We start from the raw sequence: 18,115 nt of genomic DNA, 5'->3' as shown, positions 1-18,115 counted from the left end.
GCTACTCCGGGAGGGTTGGGCGCGCGGCCGGCTCAGTTGAGGCCGGGCAGCTGCACCTGGGGTTTGACGTCTTCGCTGGCGACGCTGGCCAGGGGCGCGACCACGCCCTGGCTCTTGAGCAGTTCGCCCAGGGTGGCCTTCACCCGGTACTGGGTGAACAGCTCGGTGTAGCGCAGGTCGACCAGGCGGCGCGAGGCGTTGAACAGTTCGTTCTCGCTGTCCAGCAGGTCCAGCAGGGTGCGTTCGCCGATGCTGAACTGCTTCTGGTAGGCCTCGCGCACGCGGCTGCTGTAATCCACGTACTGGCGGGCGATGGGCAGCTGATCGCGGGCGTTGGCCAGGGCGTTCCAGGCCAGGCCGAGTTCCTCGTTGAGCTGGCGCAGGGCGTTGTTGCGCACGTCCAGGGCCTGGTTGGCCAGGTACGACTTGGATTGCAGCTCGGCCTTGTTGCTGCCGCCGGCGAACAGGTTGTAGCGCATGCGCAGCATGGCCTGCCAATCGTTGTTGTGGCCCGGGTCGCCGGAGAGGTTGTTGTCGGCATTGCGCGACAGCTCGGCGTCGAAGCGCGGGTAGAACGGCGCCTTGGCCGCTTCGTACTGCTTCTCGGCGGCGGCCACGTCGGACTCGGCCGAACGCAGGATCGGGCTGTTCTCCAGCAACTGCCGGCGCGCGTCCTGCAGGTCCTGCGGCAGCAGGCCCGGCAGACCGGCCGGCTCGCTCAGCTCCAGCGGCTCGGCGCCGACCACGCTCAGGTAGTTGGTGCGCGCATCGGCCAGGTTGGTCTGCTCGGTGAGCAGGTTGTTGCGCGCCTGGGCCAGGCGCGCCTCGGCCTGGTCCTGGTCGGCCAGGCGGCCGACGCCGCGGGCGCTGCGCAGGCTGATCTGGTCGTAGATGCGCTGGTGGCTCTTCAGGTTCTCCTCGGCCAGGCGGACCATCTCCTGGCGGCGCAGCACGTCGGTGTAGACCTGCGCCACTTCCAGCCCGGTGCGCTCGGCGGTGCCCAGCAGCGCATAGGCGCGGGAATTCACCGTGGCCTTCTGGCGGCCCACCTCGCTGGAGGTGGCGAAGCCGTCGAACACCATCTGCCGCAGGCTCAGCGCCGACTCGCCGCGGTTCATGGTCCGCCAGTGGTCGCCCTCGCCGCGGGTGGTGGGGTTGTCGGCGCCCTCGCGGCCATAGCCGGCGGTGAGGTCGACCGAAGGCAGGTAGCCGCCCTGGGCGGCGCGCAGCTGCTGGTCGGCGGCCAGGCGGCTGTTCACCCCGGCCTGGATCTCCGGGTGCACGTCCATGGCGCGCTGCATGGCTTCGTTCAGGGTGGTGGCATGGACCGGGGCCGCGCAATAGAACGCGAGAGGCAACAGAGGCACGAAACGCAAACGCATGGTTTGAACATCCTTATCGCAGGGATATGGACAGCGATTCGTGTACCCAGGGGTGGCATCGGAGGACCGGCGAATGCGCTGCACGTGAGGAGGTCACTGGCGCCCGGAACCCCGTTGGAAATTTTTTCGCGGGGCTCTTTGACATCACAGTGACATCGTTTTGCCAATTGTTTAGGATGCCTCGGAAATGGTCAATAGATTGGCATAAACCTAATCGCGAAAACTCATTAAGCCAATTAGTTGACGCCAGTTTTACAGCTCCAATCGACAAGGGAATGCCACCTGGCGCGCCGCAATCACGGCCGCGACCCGGCCGGCACGCCAGCATCCGCCTCAGGGGAGAAGTGCAATGAGCAGCGTCGTCGCAGTGGTGAAAAGCGTCATCGGGCAAGTGCTGGCGGTATCCGCCGAGGGGCAGCGCAGGGTGCTGGTCGAGGGCGACCGCCTGTTCCTGGGCGACCTGGTGCAGACCGGCGACGCCGGCGCGGTGGCCCTGCAATTGCCCGACGGCCGCGTGCTCGACCTGGGCCGCGACAGCCAGCTGAGCGCCAGCGAACTGGCACCCCATGCGCCGGCCCAGCCCGCCGTCACGGCCAGCACCGAGGAGCTGCAGAAGGCCATCGCCGCCGGCGCCGACCCGACCCAGACCCTCGCCCCCACCGCGGCCGGCCCGAGCGCCGGCGCCGGTGGCAGCGGCCCGGCCGGCGGCGGCCACAGCTTCGTGCTGCTGGAGGAAACCGGCGGCCACGTCGACCCGAGCATCGGCTACACCACCAGCGGCCCGGGCGCTGCCGGCCAGGGCGACGGCGAACGTCAGCAGGAGCAGGCGCCGAACCTCGCGCCCAGCTTCGTCGACGACCAGGGCAACGCCCTCGCCGGCTTGCAGCTGAGCACCGCCGAGGACACCCTGCTGCAAGGCGCCTTCCAGGCCCGCGACCCGAACGGCGACAGCCTCACCTACTCCCTCGCCCGGGGCCCGGCCAACGGCAGCCTGATCGTCAATGCCGACGGCACCTGGCAGTACCTGCCCAACCCCGATTACAACGGCGCCGACAACTTCGTGGTGACGGTCACCGACAACCGCGGCGCGTCCAGCAGCCTGACCGTCGACATCGGCGTGAGCGCAGTCAACGACGCCCCGGTGGCCCGCGGCAGCTACGGCGCCACCCTGGTCGACACCGCGGCCAACGACAGCTTCGCCGACATCAAGGGCCAGCTGCAGGCCAGCGACGTCGACGGCGACCAGCTGACCTGGAGCGGCAGCGCCAAGGGCGCCTTCGGCCAGCTCACGGTCAACCCCGACGGCAGCTACGTCTACGTGGTCGACGCCGCCGCGGTGAACGCCCTGCCGGCCGGCCAGCACCCGCAGGACAGCTTCACCGTCACCGTCCGCGATCCGTCCGGGGCCAGCGATACCCGGGTGATCGAGATCGACATCCAGGGCGCCAACGACACGCCGCAGGCCAGCAACGCCCAGGCCCAGGCCACCGAGGACGGGCAGCTCACCGGCCAGATCGCCGCCAGCGACCCCGACACCGGCAGCAGCCTGATCTTCACTGTGGACGGCAAAGCTCCCGCCGGTTTCACCCTGCAGCCCGACGGCAACTGGAGCTTCGACGGCAAGGACCCGGCCTATCAGCACCTGGGCGAAGGCCAGACCCAGGTGATCGTCGTCCCGGTGGTAGTCACCGACGACCAGGGCGCCAGCAGCTCCAGCACCCTGACCATTACCGTCACCGGCACCAATGACGCGCCGGTTGCCCAGGCGGGCAGCGCGACTACCGCCGAGAACGATGTGCTGAATGGCCAGGTTCCGGCTGCTAGCGATGTCGACGGCAGCATTGCCGGTTACCAACTGGCCAATGGTGTCGGTACTGGCAACGGCACGCTGACCTTCAACAGCGACGGTAGCTATCGCTTCGATCCGGGCCAGGATTTCGACAGCCTGCCGGCTGGTGTCAGCCGTGACGTCACCTTCACCTACCAGGCCAAGGATGACAGCGGTGCGCTGAGCGATCCGCAGACCATCACCATTACCGTCACCGGCAGCAACGATGCGCCGGTCGCCCAAGCTGCCAGTGCCACGGTCAATGAAGACAGCCAGATCAGTGGCCAGCTGCAGGCCAGCGATGCCGACCAAGGGGCGCAACTGCAGTTCGGCTCCGACAGCCCCCTCCCCGCCGGCTTCACGCTGGATCAGGACGGCAAGTGGACCTTCGACGCCAGCGATGCTGCCTATCAGCACCTTGCCGAAGGCCAGACGCAGGTCATCAGCATTCCCTACCTGGTCACCGACGACCAGGGCGCAGTCGCCGGCAACACCCTGACCATCACCCTCACCGGCATCAATGATGCGCCGATAGCGCAGGCATCCAGCGCAGCGGCCGACGAAGATCAGGTGAGCACCGGCCAACTGAGGGCCACCGACGCCGATGACGGCGCGGTCCTGACCTTCAGCGTCGACGGCAACGCACCGGCCGGCTTCACCCTGAAAGCCGACGGCAGCTGGACGTTCGATGGCAAGGACTTGGCCTACCAGCACCTGGCCGATGGCGAAACCCAGGTCATCAGCGTGCCGGTACTCGTCACCGACGAGCATGGCGCCACCAGCTCCAGCACCCTGAGCATCACGGTGACCGGCACCAATGATGCGCCCGTGGCCCAGGCGGGCAGCGCGACTACCGCCGAGAACGATGTACTGAATGGCCAGGTTCCGGCTGCGAGCGATGTGGACGGCACCATTGCCAGCTACCAGTTGGCCACCGATGTCGGCACCGGCAACGGCACACTGACCTTCAACCCCAATGGCAGCTATACCTTCGATCCGGGCCACGACTTCGACAGCCTGCCGGCGGGTGTCAGTCGTGACATCACCTTCACCTACCAGGCCCAGGACGACAGCGGCGCACTGAGCGATCCGCAGGCCATCACCATCACCGTGACCGGCAGCAACGATGCACCGGTGGCCCAGGCTGCCACTGCCGCCGTCAACGAAGACAGTCAGATCAACGGCCAACTGCAGGCCAGCGACGCCGACCAGGGCGCCCAGCTGCAATTCGGCTCCGACAGCCCCCTCCCCGCCGGCTTCACGCTGGATCAGGACGGCAAGTGGAGCTTCGACGCCAGCGATGCCGCCTATCAGCACCTGGCTGCCGGTCAGACGCAGATCATCAGCGTTCCGGTGGTCGTCACCGATGATCAGGGGGCTACCAGTGGCAGCACCCTGACCATCACCGTCACTGGCACCAATGACGTACCAGTGGCCCAGGCTGCGAGCGCTGCAGTCGATGAAGACCAGGTGAGCACCGGGCAACTGACGGCCAGCGACGCCGACGACGGCGCGGTCCTGACCTTCAGCATCGACGGCAATGCACCGGCCGGCTTCACCCTGAAAACCGATGGCAATTGGTCGTTCGACGGCAAGAACCCGGCGTACCAGCATCTGGCCGATGGAGAGGCCCAAGTCATCAGCATTCCGGTGATCGTTACCGACGAGTATGGCGCCACCAACACCAGCACTCTGACGCTGACCATTACCGGCACCAACGACGCACCGGTGGCCCAGGCCGCCAGTGCCGCGGTCAACGAAGACAGCCAGATCGATGGCCAACTGCAGGCCACTGATGCCGACCAGGGGGCCCAGTTGCAATTCGGCTCGGACAGCCCCCTACCCGCCGGCTTCACCCTGCAATCCAATGGCAGCTGGACCTTCGACGGCAAGGACCCGGCCTATCAACATCTGGCAGATGGTGAGACGCAAGTAATCAACATCCCGGTCATCGTCACCGATGACCATGGAGCTATCAGCTCCAGCACCCTGACCATTACCGTCACCGGGACCAATGACGCACCGGTCGCCCAGGCTGGCAGCGCCACGACCGAAGAAAACACCATCCTCAATGGCCAAGTCCCGGCCGCCAGCGACGTCGACGGCACCATTGCCGGTTACCAGTTGGCCAGTGGTGTCGGCACCGGCAACGGCACGCTGACCTTCAATCCCAATGGCGGCTATAGCTTCGATCCGGGCCACGACTTCGACAGCCTGCCGGCTGGTGTCAGCCGTGACGTCACCTTTACCTACCAGGCCAAGGATGACAGCGGCGCACTGAGCGATCCGCAGACCATCACTATTACCGTGACCGGCACCAACGATGCGCCGGTGGCCCAGGCCGCCAATGCCGCCGTCAACGAAGACAGCCAGATCAATGGCCAGTTGCAGGCCACCGACGCAGACCAAGGCGCCCAACTGCAGTTCAGCTCGGACAGCCCCTTGCCCGCAGGCTTCACGCTGGATCAGGACGGCAAATGGACCTTCGACGCCAGCAATCCCGCCTACCAGCACCAGGCCGAGAGCGAAACCCAGATCATCAGCATTCCGGTGGTCGTCACCGATGACCAGGGCGCTACCAGCGGCAGCACCCTGACCATTACCATCACCGGTACCAACGACGCGCCAGTGGCCCAGGCCGCCAGTGCCGCGGTCAACGAAGACAGTCAGATCGATGGCCAACTGCAGGCCACTGATGCGGACCAAGGCGCCCAGCTGCAGTTCGGCTCCGACAGCCCTCTCCCCGCCGGCTTCACCCTGGATCAGGACGGCAAATGGACCTTCGATGCCAGCAATGCCGCCTACCAACACCTGGCGGCCGGTCAGACGCAGGTCATCAGCATCCCGGTAGTCGTCACCGATGACCAGGGCGCTACCAGTGGCAGCACTCTGACTATTACCGTCACTGGCACCAATGACGCGCCGGTAGCTCAGGCTGACAGCGCTGCGACTGAAGAGAACACCATCCTCAATGGCCAAGTCCCGGCGGCCAGCGATGTCGACGGCACCATTGCCGGTTACCAACTGACTACCGATGTCGGCACCGGCAACGGCACGCTGACCTTCAACTCCAATGGCGGCTATAGCTTCGATCCGGGCCACGACTTCGACAGCCTGCCGGCCGGTGTCAGCCGCGACGTCACCTTTACCTACCAGGCCAAGGATGACAGCGGCGCACTAAGCGCTCCGCAGACCATCACCATCACGGTCACCGGCACCAACGACGCACCGGTGGCTCAGGCCGGTAGCGCGACTACCGGAGAAAACACCGTACTCAACGGCCAGGTCCCGGCCGCCAGCGATGTCGACGGCACCATCGCCAGCTACCAACTGACTACCGATGTCGGCACCGGCAACGGCACGCTGACCTTCAACTCCAATGGTGGCTATACCTTCGATCCGGGCCACGACTTCGACAGCCTGCCAGCCGGTATCAGTCGCGATGTCAGCTTCACCTACCAAGCCCAGGATGACAGTGGCGCACTGAGCGCTCCGCAGACCATCACCATTACCGTCACCGGCACCAATGACGTGCCGGTAGCTCAGGCGGCCACTGCGGCGGTCAACGAAGACAGCCAGATCAACGGCCAGTTGCAGGCCACCGATGCCGACCAGGGCACCCAACTGCAGTTCGGCTCGGACAGCCCGCTTCCCGCCGGCTTCACCCTGGATCAGGACGGCAAGTGGAGCTTCGACGCCAGCAATGCCGCCTACCAGCACCTCGCCAAAGGCGAAACCCAGGTCATCAGCATCCCGGTGGTCGTCACCGATGACCAGGGCGCTACCAGTGGCAGCACCCTGACCATCACCGTCACCGGAACCAACGATGTCCCCGTCGCCCAAGCTGCCAGCGCAGCGGCCGACGAAGATCAGGTGAGCACCGGCCAACTGACGGCCACCGACACCGACGACGGTGCGGTCCTGACCTTCAGCATCGACGGCAATGCGCCCGCCGGCTTCACCCTGCAATCCGATGGCAGCTGGACCTTCGATGGCAAGGACCCGGCCTACCAGCACCTGGCCAATGACGAAACCCAGGTCATCAGCATCCCGGTGATCGTCACCGACGATCAGGGCGCCACCAGCTCCAGCACCCTGACGCTGACCATTACCGGCACCAACGACGCACCGGTAGCTCAGGCCGGTAGCGCGACTACCGGAGAAAACACCGTACTCAACGGCCAGGTCCCGGCCGCGAGCGATGTCGACGGCACCATCGCCAGCTACCAACTGACTACCGATGTCGGCACCGGCAACGGCACGCTGACCTTCAACTCCAATGGTGGCTATACCTTCGATCCGGGCCACGACTTCGACAGCCTGCCGGCCGGTGTCAGCCGCGACGTCACCTTCACCTACCAGGCCAAGGATGACAGCGGCGCGCTGAGCGTCCCGCAAACCATCACCATTACCGTTACCGGCACCAACGACGCACCGGTCGCTCAGGCCGGCAGTGCGACGACCGAAGAGAACACCATCCTCGACGGCCAGGTCCCGGCAGCCAGCGATGTCGATGGCACCATTGCCAGCTACCAGCTGACTACCGATGTCGGTACCGGCAATGGCACGCTCACCTTCCACGGAGATGGCAGCTATACCTTCGATCCGGGCCACGACTTCGACAGCCTGCCGGCCGGTGTCAGCCGCGACGTCACCTTCACCTACCAGGCCAAGGATGACAGCGGCGCGCTGAGCGATCCGCAAACCATCACCATCACGGTTACCGGCACCAACGACGCCGCCGTCATCACCGGCGCCCAGGTCAGCATCAACGAGACCAACGACCCGATCAGCACCGGCGGCCAACTGACCGTCACCGACGTCGACAGCCCGGCCACCTTCGTCGAGCAGACCAACGTCGCCGGCCAGTACGGCCACTTCAGCCTGGCTGCCGACGGCACCTGGAGCTACACCGCCGATTCGGCCTACAACGAGCTGAGCGTCGGCCAGTCGCTGACCGACACCTTCACCGTTACCAGCGCCGATGGCACCACCTCCAGCGTCAGCGTGACCATCGACGGCACCAACGACGCCGCCGTCATCACCGGCGCCCAGGTCAGCATCAACGAGACCAACGCCCCGATCAGCACCGGCGGCCAACTGACCGTCACCGATGTCGACAGCCCGGCTACCTTCGTCGAGCAAACCAACGTCGCCGGCCAGTACGGCCACTTCAGCCTGGCTGCCGACGGCACCTGGAGCTACACCGCCGACTCGGCCTACAACGAGCTCAAGCTGAACGAAACCCTGACCGACACCTTCAATGTCCAGAGCGCGGACGGCACCCAGTCCAGCGTCACCGTCAACATCGTCGGCAGCAACGATGCACCGGTGGCCCAGGCCGCCAGCGCCAGCGCCGTGGAGGGCGGCAGCCTGCAGCCGAGCGTCGTCGCCGGCGCCACCGATGGTTCGGCGCTGACGCTGACCATCACCACCACCCAGCCGGGCGAAGCCATCAGCTTCAACTGGACCTTCACCACCCAGGACTACGCGCCCTACAACGACTTCGCCTTCGTGCAGGTCAACGGCCAGGTCGTCACCCTGCTGAGCAGCGTCGCCGCGGTGGGCGACTACGGCACCTCGGGCCCGCAGACCTTCAGCCACACCTTCGACCAGCCGGGCACCTACACCCTGGTGATCGGCGTGGCGGACAGCGGCGACAGCTCCGTCGACTCCACCCTGGTGCTGAGCAACCTGCCGCCGCAAGCCAGCGTCGTCGGCTCGGTCGGCCAGGCGGTACAAGACGGCACGGGTTGGACCCTCACCAGCAACGGCGCGAACAATCAGGCCCTGGTCGACCAGCTCAAGCCGGTCAGCGAGATCACCGGCCAGCTGCAGGCCAGCGACGTCGACCATGGCGCCCAGCTGAGCTACTCCGTCGACGGCGCCGCGCCGGCCGGCTTCACCCTGCACAGCGACGGCAGTTGGGTCTTCGATGCCAAGGACGCGGCCTACGACAGCCTGGCCGCGAACCAGGTGAAAGTGCTGCAGATCGGCTTCACGGTGACCGATGAACACGGCGCCACCGGCAGCAGCACCCTGACCCTGACCATCACCGGCACCAACGATGCGCCGGTGGCCAACGCCGACCAGGCGCTGACGCCGATCAACGTGGCGCTGCCGAGCATCGACGTGCTCGGCAACGACAGCGACGTCGACGGCGATGCGCTCAGCGTCACCAAGGCCGTGCTCGCCGACCCCAGCCAGGGCAGCGTCAGCATCAACCCCGACGGCACCCTGAACTTCGTGCCCGCCGAGAACGTCAGCGGCAGCGTGGTGATCCACTACGAGATCAGCGACAGCCACGGCGCCAGCGCCAGCAGCAGCCTGACCGTGCAGGTGGGCGGCAACACCCCGCCGCAGGGCGCCGATGGCAGCGCCAGCCTGGACGAGGACAGCAGCCACAGCTTCAGCGCCGCCGACTTCGCCTTCAACGACACCGATGCCGGCCAGCACCTGCAGGCCGTGCGCATCGACAGCCTGCCGGGCGCCGGCAGCCTGACCTTCGACGGCGTCGCCGTCGTCCCGGGCCAGGTGATCGCCGCCGCCGACCTCGGCAAGCTGACATTCACCCCCGCCGCCAACGACAATGGCGCTCCCTACGCCAGCTTCGGCTTCAGCGTGCAGGACAGCGCCGGCGCCTTCGACGGCGCTTCGCACACCTTCACCCTGGACGTCACCCCGGTGGACGATCCCTCGGTGCTGCTCCCGAACGTCGCGAGCATGGACGAGGACTACGGCAGCGCGACCGGCAACGTGCTGGACAACGACAGCGACGTGGACAACACGCTGAGCGTAAGCAGCTACAGCGTCGCCGGCTTCAGCGGCAACATCGCCGCCGGCACCGGCACCACCATCGTCGGCGTCGGCAGCATAGTGATCGATGCGAACGGCCACTACAGCTTCACCCCGGACGCCAACTACCACGGCGCCGTGCCGCAGATCACCTACACCACCAACACCGGCGCCAGCTCGACCCTGGACATCACCGTGAACTCGGCGAACGACCTGCCGGTGGCCGAGAACGCCAACAAGACCACCCTGGAAGACACGCCGGTTTCCGGCCAGGTCGTCGCCAGCGACGTCGATGGCGATGCCCTTACCTACACCCTGAAGCCGAGTAGCGGACCGGTGAACGGCACCCTGGTACTCGACTCCAGCAACGGCAAATACACCTACACCCCGGACCACGACTACAACGGCAACGACAGCTTCACCGTGGTGGTCAGCGATGGCCAGGGCGGCACCGTCGAGTCCGTCGTCAGCATCACCGTCACGGCGGTGAACGATGCCCCCATCGCACACGATGACAGCGCCACGATCGATGAAGACCACAGCGTCACCATCGACGTGCTGGCCAACGACACCGACATCGACAGCAGCAGCCTGAGCGTCACCGGCGCCAGTGCCAGCCATGGCAGCGTGACCATCAACCAGGACGGCACCCTGACCTACACCCCGGACGCCAACTACGGCGGCAGCGACACCATCGTCTATACGATCAGCGACGGCGATGGCGGCACCAGCAGCGCCAGCGTGACCGTCGGCATCACCCCGGTGGCCGACGCACCGCTGCTCAGCCTCGACGCCTCCAGCGGTCATCCGGCGTCCACCGGCCTCACCGTGCAGACCTGGACCGGCCTGGCCCTGGGCAGCAACGGCAACGGCATCAACCCGGACACCCTGCAGAGCGTCATCGACGCCGCCGGCGCGCCGGCCAGCACGTCCTCCACCAACAGCGTGAGCAACGGCAGCGTCAGTGCAGGCACCGCCACCAAGGTCAGCGGCCTGATCTTCCTCGAGGCCGGCCACACCTATACCTTCGCCGGCGTCGGCGACGACAGCATCCGCCTGGTGGTCGGCGGCACCAAGGTCGCCGAAGCCACCTGGAGCGGCTCCAGCGGCAAGTTCAGCGGCACCTTCACCCCCAGCGAGAGCGGCTACTACACCCTGGCGCTCTACCAGCACAACCAGAGCGGCCCGGGCAACTACAGCCTGACGCTTTCCGACAACGGCAGCCCGGCGCAGACCCTCGGCACTGGCAGCGCCCTGCTCTACCACGACGGCAGCGAACTCACCGCCGCCGGCGAGCGCCTGGCGGACCTGGCCGGCAGCAACGGCCAGGGCTACTACCAGGTCTACGGGCTGAACGAAGGCCGCGAGGACAGCAGCATTCCGCTGTCGAAGGTCAACGCCGCGCTGGTCGATACCGACGGCTCGGAAACCCTCAAGGTCAGCATCGGTTCGATCCCGCTCGGCGCGGTCCTCAGCGACGGCACCCTCAGCTTCACCGCCGGGGCCGGCAAGACCAGCGTCGACGTCACCGGCTGGGACCTGGGCAAACTCACCATCACCCCGCCGCAGGACTTCAACGGCAGCTTCCAGTTGCAGGTCAGTGCCACCGCCAGCGAAACGGCCAACGGCGACCAGGCCACCAGCAGCCAGACGCTGACGGTGCAGGTCCATCCGGTCAACGACGCCCCGGTATTCACCAGCGCCGCCAGCCAGAGCACCTTGGAAGACAGCGTGCTGCACGGCCAGCTCGGCGCCAGCGACATCGACGGCGACAACCTGACCTACGCCCTGAAGAACGGCGGCAACCCAGCCCATGGCAGCGTGGTGGTCAACGACGACGGCAGCTACAGCTACACCCCGGCGGCCGACTACAACGGCCCGGACAGCTTCGTCGTCACAGTCAGCGACGGTCATGGCGGCGAGGCCGAGCAACTGGTGACGGTCACCGTCACCCCGGTCAACGACGCCCCGGTATTCACCAGCCCGGCCAGCCAGAGCATCGCGGAAGACGACGTGCTCCACGGCCAGCTCGGCGCCAGCGACGTCGACGGCGACGACCTGTCCTACGCCCTGAAGAACGGCAGCGCTCCGGCCCATGGCAGCGTGGTGGTCAACGGCGACGGCAGCTACAGCTACACCCCGCTGGCCAACTATAACGGCACCGACAGCTTCACCGTCACCGTCAGCGACGGCCAGGGTGGCCTGGCCGAGCAACTGGTGACGATCACCGTCACCCCGGTCAACGATGCCCCCGTGGCCGCCAGCGACAGCAAGACCACCGGCGAGAACAGCGTGCTCAGCGACCAGGTGCCGGCCGCCAGCGACATCGACAGCCCGGTCAACCCCAATGGCTACGCCCTGGTCAGCGGCCCGGGCACCGGCAACGGTAACCTGACCTTCAACGCCAACGGCAGCTACGTATTCAACCCGGGCAGCGACTTCGACAGCCTGGCCCCGGGCGAAAGCCGCCAGGTCAGCTTCACCTACACCGCCAAGGACAGCGCCGGCGCCACCAGTGCCCCGGCCACCGTGACCATCACCGTGACCGGCGCCAACGACGCGCCCACCGGCAGCGACGGCACCATCACGCTGAATGAAGACAGCAGCCGCAGCTTCAGCGCCCTCGATTTCGGCTTCAACGACGTCGACCACAACGACGCCCTCGGCGCGGTGCGCATCGACAGCCTGCCGGGCGCCGGCAGCCTGACCTTCAACGGCGTCGCCGTCACCCAGGGCCAGGTGATCGCCGCGGCCGACCTGGGCAAGCTGGCCTTCACCCCGGCGGCCAACGCCAATGGCAACAACTACGCCAGCTTCACCTTCTCGGTGAAGGACAGCAACGGCGCCTTCGACAGCACGCCGAACAAGCTCACCGTCAACGTCACCCCGGTCAACGACGACCCCGTGGCGGTCAACGACCACTACCTGGTCGGCGGCCTGCAGGGCAACTACTGGGGCTATCGGGAAAACACTGATGGCAACAACCTGACCAGCCTGAGCATGGTCAGCGCGTTCATCGCCAAGAACACCCCCAGCGCGACTTTCACCGCTACCGCACTGGACTACGGTAATGGCGTAAGCAATAACCTGGGCGGCGACAAGCAGTTGCAGAAGTTCCTCGGCAGCGACGCCGCCTCGCTGAGCACCGACCCGGCCAACACCTCCGACGCCATCGTCCAGCTCACCGGGCTGGTCAACCTCGCCGCTGGCAACTACACGTTCAAGGTGACGGCGGACGACGGCTACAGCATCCGCATCGACGGTGTGGAAGTAGCCAAGGTCGATGCCAACCAGAGCGCCAATACATTGGTGTCGCCGGTCTTCACCGTCGCCCAGGGCGGCAACCACCAGATCGAGATCCTCTACTGGGACCAGGGCGGCAACGCCCAGCTGAAGGTCGAGCTGGCCCCCGCCGGCGGCAGCCACAGCGTGCTCGGCGGCAGCAGCCTCAGCCACCCCCTGGCCGAACTGGTGACCAACGAAGACACCGCCCTGACCATCGCCGCCAATACCCTGCTGGGCAACGACAGCGACATCGACGGCGACAGCCTGTCCATCCTCAGCGTGCAGGGCGCGGTCAACGGCACGGTGAAGCTGGAGAACGGCAACGTCGTCTTCACCCCGGCCAAGGACGTCAACGGCACCGGCAGCTTCACCTACACCGTCAGCGACGGCCACGGCGGCACCTCCACCGCCAGCGTGACCGTCGGCATCAACGCGGTGAACGATGCGCCGGTGGCCAAGCCCGACAACGCCTCGACCCAGGAAGACAAGCCCGTCACCCTCAACGTGCTGGCCAACGACAGCGACGTCGATGGCGACGCCCTGAGCGTCACCAGCGCCTCCGCCAGCAACGGCAGCGTGACGATCAACACCGACGGCACCCTGACCTACACGCCCAAGGCCAACTTCAGCGGCAGCGACAGCATCACCTACACCATCAGCGATGGCCACGGCGGCACCGCCAGCTCCACGGTGGCGCTCAGCGTCACGCCGGTGGCCGACGTGCCGCTGCTCAATAGCGGCAGCATCTTCGCGCTCAACCCCGGCGCCACCAGCATCACCACCAACCAGGCCATCACCCAGGCCAACCTGGAAACCGAGACCGGCCTGAAGTCGGGTGCCCTGGACGGAATCAACCCGCCGAGCGGCGCCCTCACCCATAACGCTAACGTCGACGTCATCGACGGCTCGCTGACCAGCTCGGATTACACGCTCAAGGCCGGCACCACAGTCAACTTCTCTTGGAAATTCATCAACGGCGAAAACGACACCGATGAAATCAGCAGAGGTTTCAATGATGTGGTCGCTCTGGTGGTCACCGACCCCACCGGTGCCCGTCAACTGATCCAGGTGAGTTCATCGGAGCAGTTAGGCGCCAACGTCAACAATAGTGGCAATCCCAGTGCCAAGGGCAACGGTAGTGGCGTACAGAGCTACACCGCCACCAGCAGTGGCAACTATCACTTCGACTGGCTGGTGCTCAACGGCGGCGACGCCAACAAGGACTCCAGCCTGAACCTCGACGCCCCCACCTTCACCCTGGGCGGCAAGACCTACGGTGCGCCGATCAACGTCGGCATCAACGCGGCCCTGAGCGATACCGACGGCTCGGAAAGCCTCGCGGTGAAGATCACCGGCGTACCAAACGACGCCACCTTCACCAGCGGCACCCACAACGCCGACGGCAGCTGGAGCTTCACCCAGGCGCAGCTGCACGACCTGCAACTGCTGCCGGCCAGCGGCTACAACGGCACCCTGACACTGGGCGTCACCGCCATCGCCACCGAGTCCGACGGCAGCACGGCCAGCGCTACGCAAACGCTGAGCGTCACGGTGGCCTCGACCAACAGCAGCGGCAACGACCTGCTGCACGGCTACGGCACCAACAGCAGCAATAGCACCACCGACACCCTTAACGGCGGCGACGGCCACGACATCCTCTACGGTGGCGCGGGCAACAGCATCCTCAATGGCGGTACCGGCAACGACACCCTGTATGGCGGCCTGGGCAACGACACCCTCGACGGAGGCAAAGGCAACGACCTGCTGGTCGGCGGCAAGGGCGACGACACCCTGACCGGCGGCGACGGCGCCGACACCTTCATCTGGCGCGCCGGCGACACCGGCAACGACACCATCACCGACTTCAAGCCCACCGACGGCGACCGCATCGACCTGGTGGACCTGCTGCCGGATGCCGCGCACAACGACATCCTCAGCTACCTGAAGGTGGACACCGCGACCTCGACCCTGCAGATCAGCACCACCGGCCAGGTGAACAGCTCGCCCGACGTGACCATCAAGCTCACCGGCGTCGACCTCAAGACCTACGGCGCGACCTCGGCGGACATCGTCAAGTCGCTGGTGGCCGGCGCCGACCCGCTGGTGAAGACCGAGCACCACTGAGCCCGCCTGGCGGCGCCCCACGGGGCGTCGCCAGGTATCCCGAACACCTGATGGAGACGAGGCGATGCCTTACATCCAGCGTGACGCCGAAGGCCGGCTGATACGCGTCGAAAGCGCCGCCTTCGCCGGCATGAGCGGCAGCCTGGCCGACGACGACGAGGAAGTGCACGCCTGGCGCGAGGCCGAATACAGCCTGCGCCAGTTGCAACGCAGCGACCTGGAGATGATCCGGGTGCTGGAGGACCTGATCTCGGTGCTGATGGCCAAGGGCGTGATCCGTATTACCGACCTGCCCGAGGCGGCGCGCTCCAAGCTGCTCAGCCGTACCCAGGCGCGTGAGGCGCTGGGAGGCCTGCATCGGTTGATCGACGAGGAGGAGGATGGGGGGTTGATCTGACATCGCGAACAGCGCTTGCGCCGGCCCGAAGGGGAATGACCCAGTGACCTTCATGTCGCCTGGTCTCCTGAGCGGATTTCGCTCGGTCTTCTGAAGAAACGTTCCGATGCGTGCGGATATTTCTGCGTAGGTTCCAGGAAGCACGGCTTTTCGTAGGATGGCGTTGAGCGAAGCGATACCCATCACCCACCGCAACCGCATGGGTTTCGCAAGCTCAACCCATCCTACGAAGAGCACCTCGGCACAAGACAGTTGCTCCTACGGCTCCAGGAAGCGCGGGCGTAGGAGCGCGCCCTGCGCGCGAATCGCGGACAGAGTCCGCTCCAACGGGGGGACGGAACAGCCGTCGCTAACCCCGCCCCCACGGCCGCGGCGCGCCGAACAATTGCCCCTGCGCCCCCTCGATGCCCATCCCGCGCAGCACGCGGAATTCCGCTTCGGTCTCGACGCGTTCGGCGATCAGCGGCAGGTCGATGCTGTGCGCCGCGTGCTGCATGGCCTCGATGAACAGGCGCTTGTCGTTCTCCGTGTCGATGGCGCGGATGTGGCTGCCGTCGATCTTCAGGTAGGCCAGGCCCAGGCGCGCCAGGTTGCCGATCATGCTGAAGCGCCCGCCGAAGTGCTGCAGCGCCAGGCCGTAGCCCAGCTCGCGCAGGCGGCGGGTGAGTGCCTCCAGCGCCGCCTGGTCGGGCAACTGGTCTTCTTCCAGCTCCAGCACCAGGCGGCCGCCGTACTGCGGGTGCTGGCGCAGGCGCTCGAAGGCGCGGGCCAGGGCGCGTTCGTCGCGCAGCAGCGCGCCCGAGAGGTTCAGCGCCAGCACCTGGTCGTGGCCGGCCAGGTGCGCCAGGGTCAGGTCGAGCATCAGCAGGTCCAGCTGCGCCGACCAGCCGAAGCGCTCCAGCCAGGGCAGGAAGCGGCCCGCCGCGAGGCTGCCGCCCTGCCCGTCCGGCAGGCGCGAGAGCACCTTGTGGTGCAGCACCAGCTCGGTGTCCTCGCAGGCCACCACCGGCTGGAAGTACAGCTCGAAGCGCTTCTCGCGCAACGCCCGCTCCAGCAGTTGGTGCCAGCTATGGCGCGCGTCGGCCACCGGCGCCGACTCGCTGTCCAGCCGTGCCCAGGCACTGTGCTGCTGGCGTTCGGCCTGGGCCAGTGCCTGGTCGGCGCGCAGCATCAGGCTGGCCGGCGCCTCGCCGGGGTGGAACGGCACCAGGCCGAAGGCCGCCACCCGCGGCTGGTCGCTGGCGCCGGTGCTGGCCAGGCTGGCGAGCATGCCTTCCAGGCGCGTGGCCAGTTGCTCGGCGTCTTCCTCCAGCAGCCCGGGGGCCAGCAGGGCGAACTCGCCGCCGCGGGTGCGCGCCAGGGTGCGCCCGGCGCCCAGGCCCTGGCTGGCGCGCTGCAGTTGCTCGGCCACCGCCTTGAGCAAGGCGTCGGTGTGCTGGGCGCCCAGGCGCAGGTTGAGGCCGGCGAGGTCGAGCACCCGCAGCAACAGCAGGTAGCCGCTGCTGACCTGGTCCTCGGCGCTCAGCCGCGCCTGCAGTTGCAGGTCGAAGAAGCGCCGGTTGCCCAGGCCGGTCAGGCTGTCCTGGTAGGCCTCGTCGCGCAGCCGCTCGCTGCGTTCGGCCTGTTCCTGGAACAGCGCCTTGAGCTTCTCCACCATCTGGTTCATCGCCTGCACCACGCGGCGCAGTTCCGGGGTGCGCGGCAGCTCCGGCAGGCTGAGGAATTCGCGGCGGGCGATAGCGTGGGATTGCGCCACCATGTAGTCCAGCGGGCGCAGCTGGCGGCGCAGCAGCCAGGCGCCGAGCAGCGCGCTGACCACCCCGCACAGCAGCAGCCAGCCGAGGCTGCCCAGGGCGCTCTGCCAGAGCCTGGCGATGGCGAACATCGGGTGGCTCACCACCTCCACCCGCGCCGCCTGGGTCCAGCCGCGGCTGACCACGGCGTCGCCGCCGGCGGACGGCAGGCCGATCAGCGAGACGAACCATTGCGGCGCGCCCGAGGCCACCGCGTCCGGCACGCCCTGGCGCTCCACCAGCACCTTGCCGGTGGCCAGGTCGACTACGCGGATGCGCTCGAAATAGCCGCTGTCGAAGATCGAGCTGACCATCAGCTCGACCATCGCCGGGTCGTCGATGTGCGGGGTGAGCGACAGGCCCAGCGCCGTCGCGGCGTCCTGGGCGTGGGAGCGCAACTGGTTGACGTACTGCTCGCGGGAGCTTTCCAGGCCGACCATGAAGCTGCCGCCGAAGGCCACCACCAGGAACAGGCAGATGGCGATCAGGAGTTGTTTGAACAGGGACATCT

The 18,115-nt window shown here is 67.0% G+C and carries 4 protein-coding genes; 2 read left to right on the top strand and 2 right to left on the bottom strand.

The features are described from left to right. Window positions 1–32 precede the first annotated feature (32 nt). Window positions 33–1,382, bottom strand: a complete 1,350-nt coding sequence (locus PM1_RS14330) for a TolC family outer membrane protein (protein ID WP_009622251.1) — start codon at window positions 1,380–1,382, stop codon at window positions 33–35. 349 nt (window positions 1,383–1,731) lie between these two features. Here PM1_RS14330 and PM1_RS14325 point away from each other — a divergent pair, with 349 nt between their 5' ends. After that, the gene (locus PM1_RS14325) at window positions 1,732–15,414 is read left to right on the top strand and encodes a retention module-containing protein (RefSeq protein ID WP_024128756.1); all 13,683 of its coding nucleotides are present in this window, start codon (window positions 1,732–1,734) and stop codon (window positions 15,412–15,414) included. A gap of 64 nt (window positions 15,415–15,478) precedes the next feature. After that, on the top strand, window positions 15,479–15,811 hold the full coding sequence (locus tag PM1_RS14315; protein WP_009622277.1) for a hypothetical protein: 333 nt from the start codon (window positions 15,479–15,481) through the stop codon (window positions 15,809–15,811). A 349-nt stretch (window positions 15,812–16,160) separates the two neighbouring features. On the opposite strand, the gene lapD is transcribed toward PM1_RS14315, so the two are convergent. Beyond that, entirely contained in the window at window positions 16,161–18,113 is a 1,953-nt protein-coding gene (lapD, locus tag PM1_RS14310; protein ID WP_009622278.1) for a cyclic di-GMP receptor LapD, read from the bottom strand. Window positions 18,114–18,115: the final 2 nt, after the last annotated feature.

The organism is Pseudomonas sp. M1, assembly GCF_022760135.1.
Classification (GTDB): domain Bacteria; phylum Pseudomonadota; class Gammaproteobacteria; order Pseudomonadales; family Pseudomonadaceae; genus Pseudomonas; species Pseudomonas citronellolis.
Note: the sequence above shows the minus strand (reverse complement) of the source record. Positions and strands in the feature narration are given on the sequence as shown.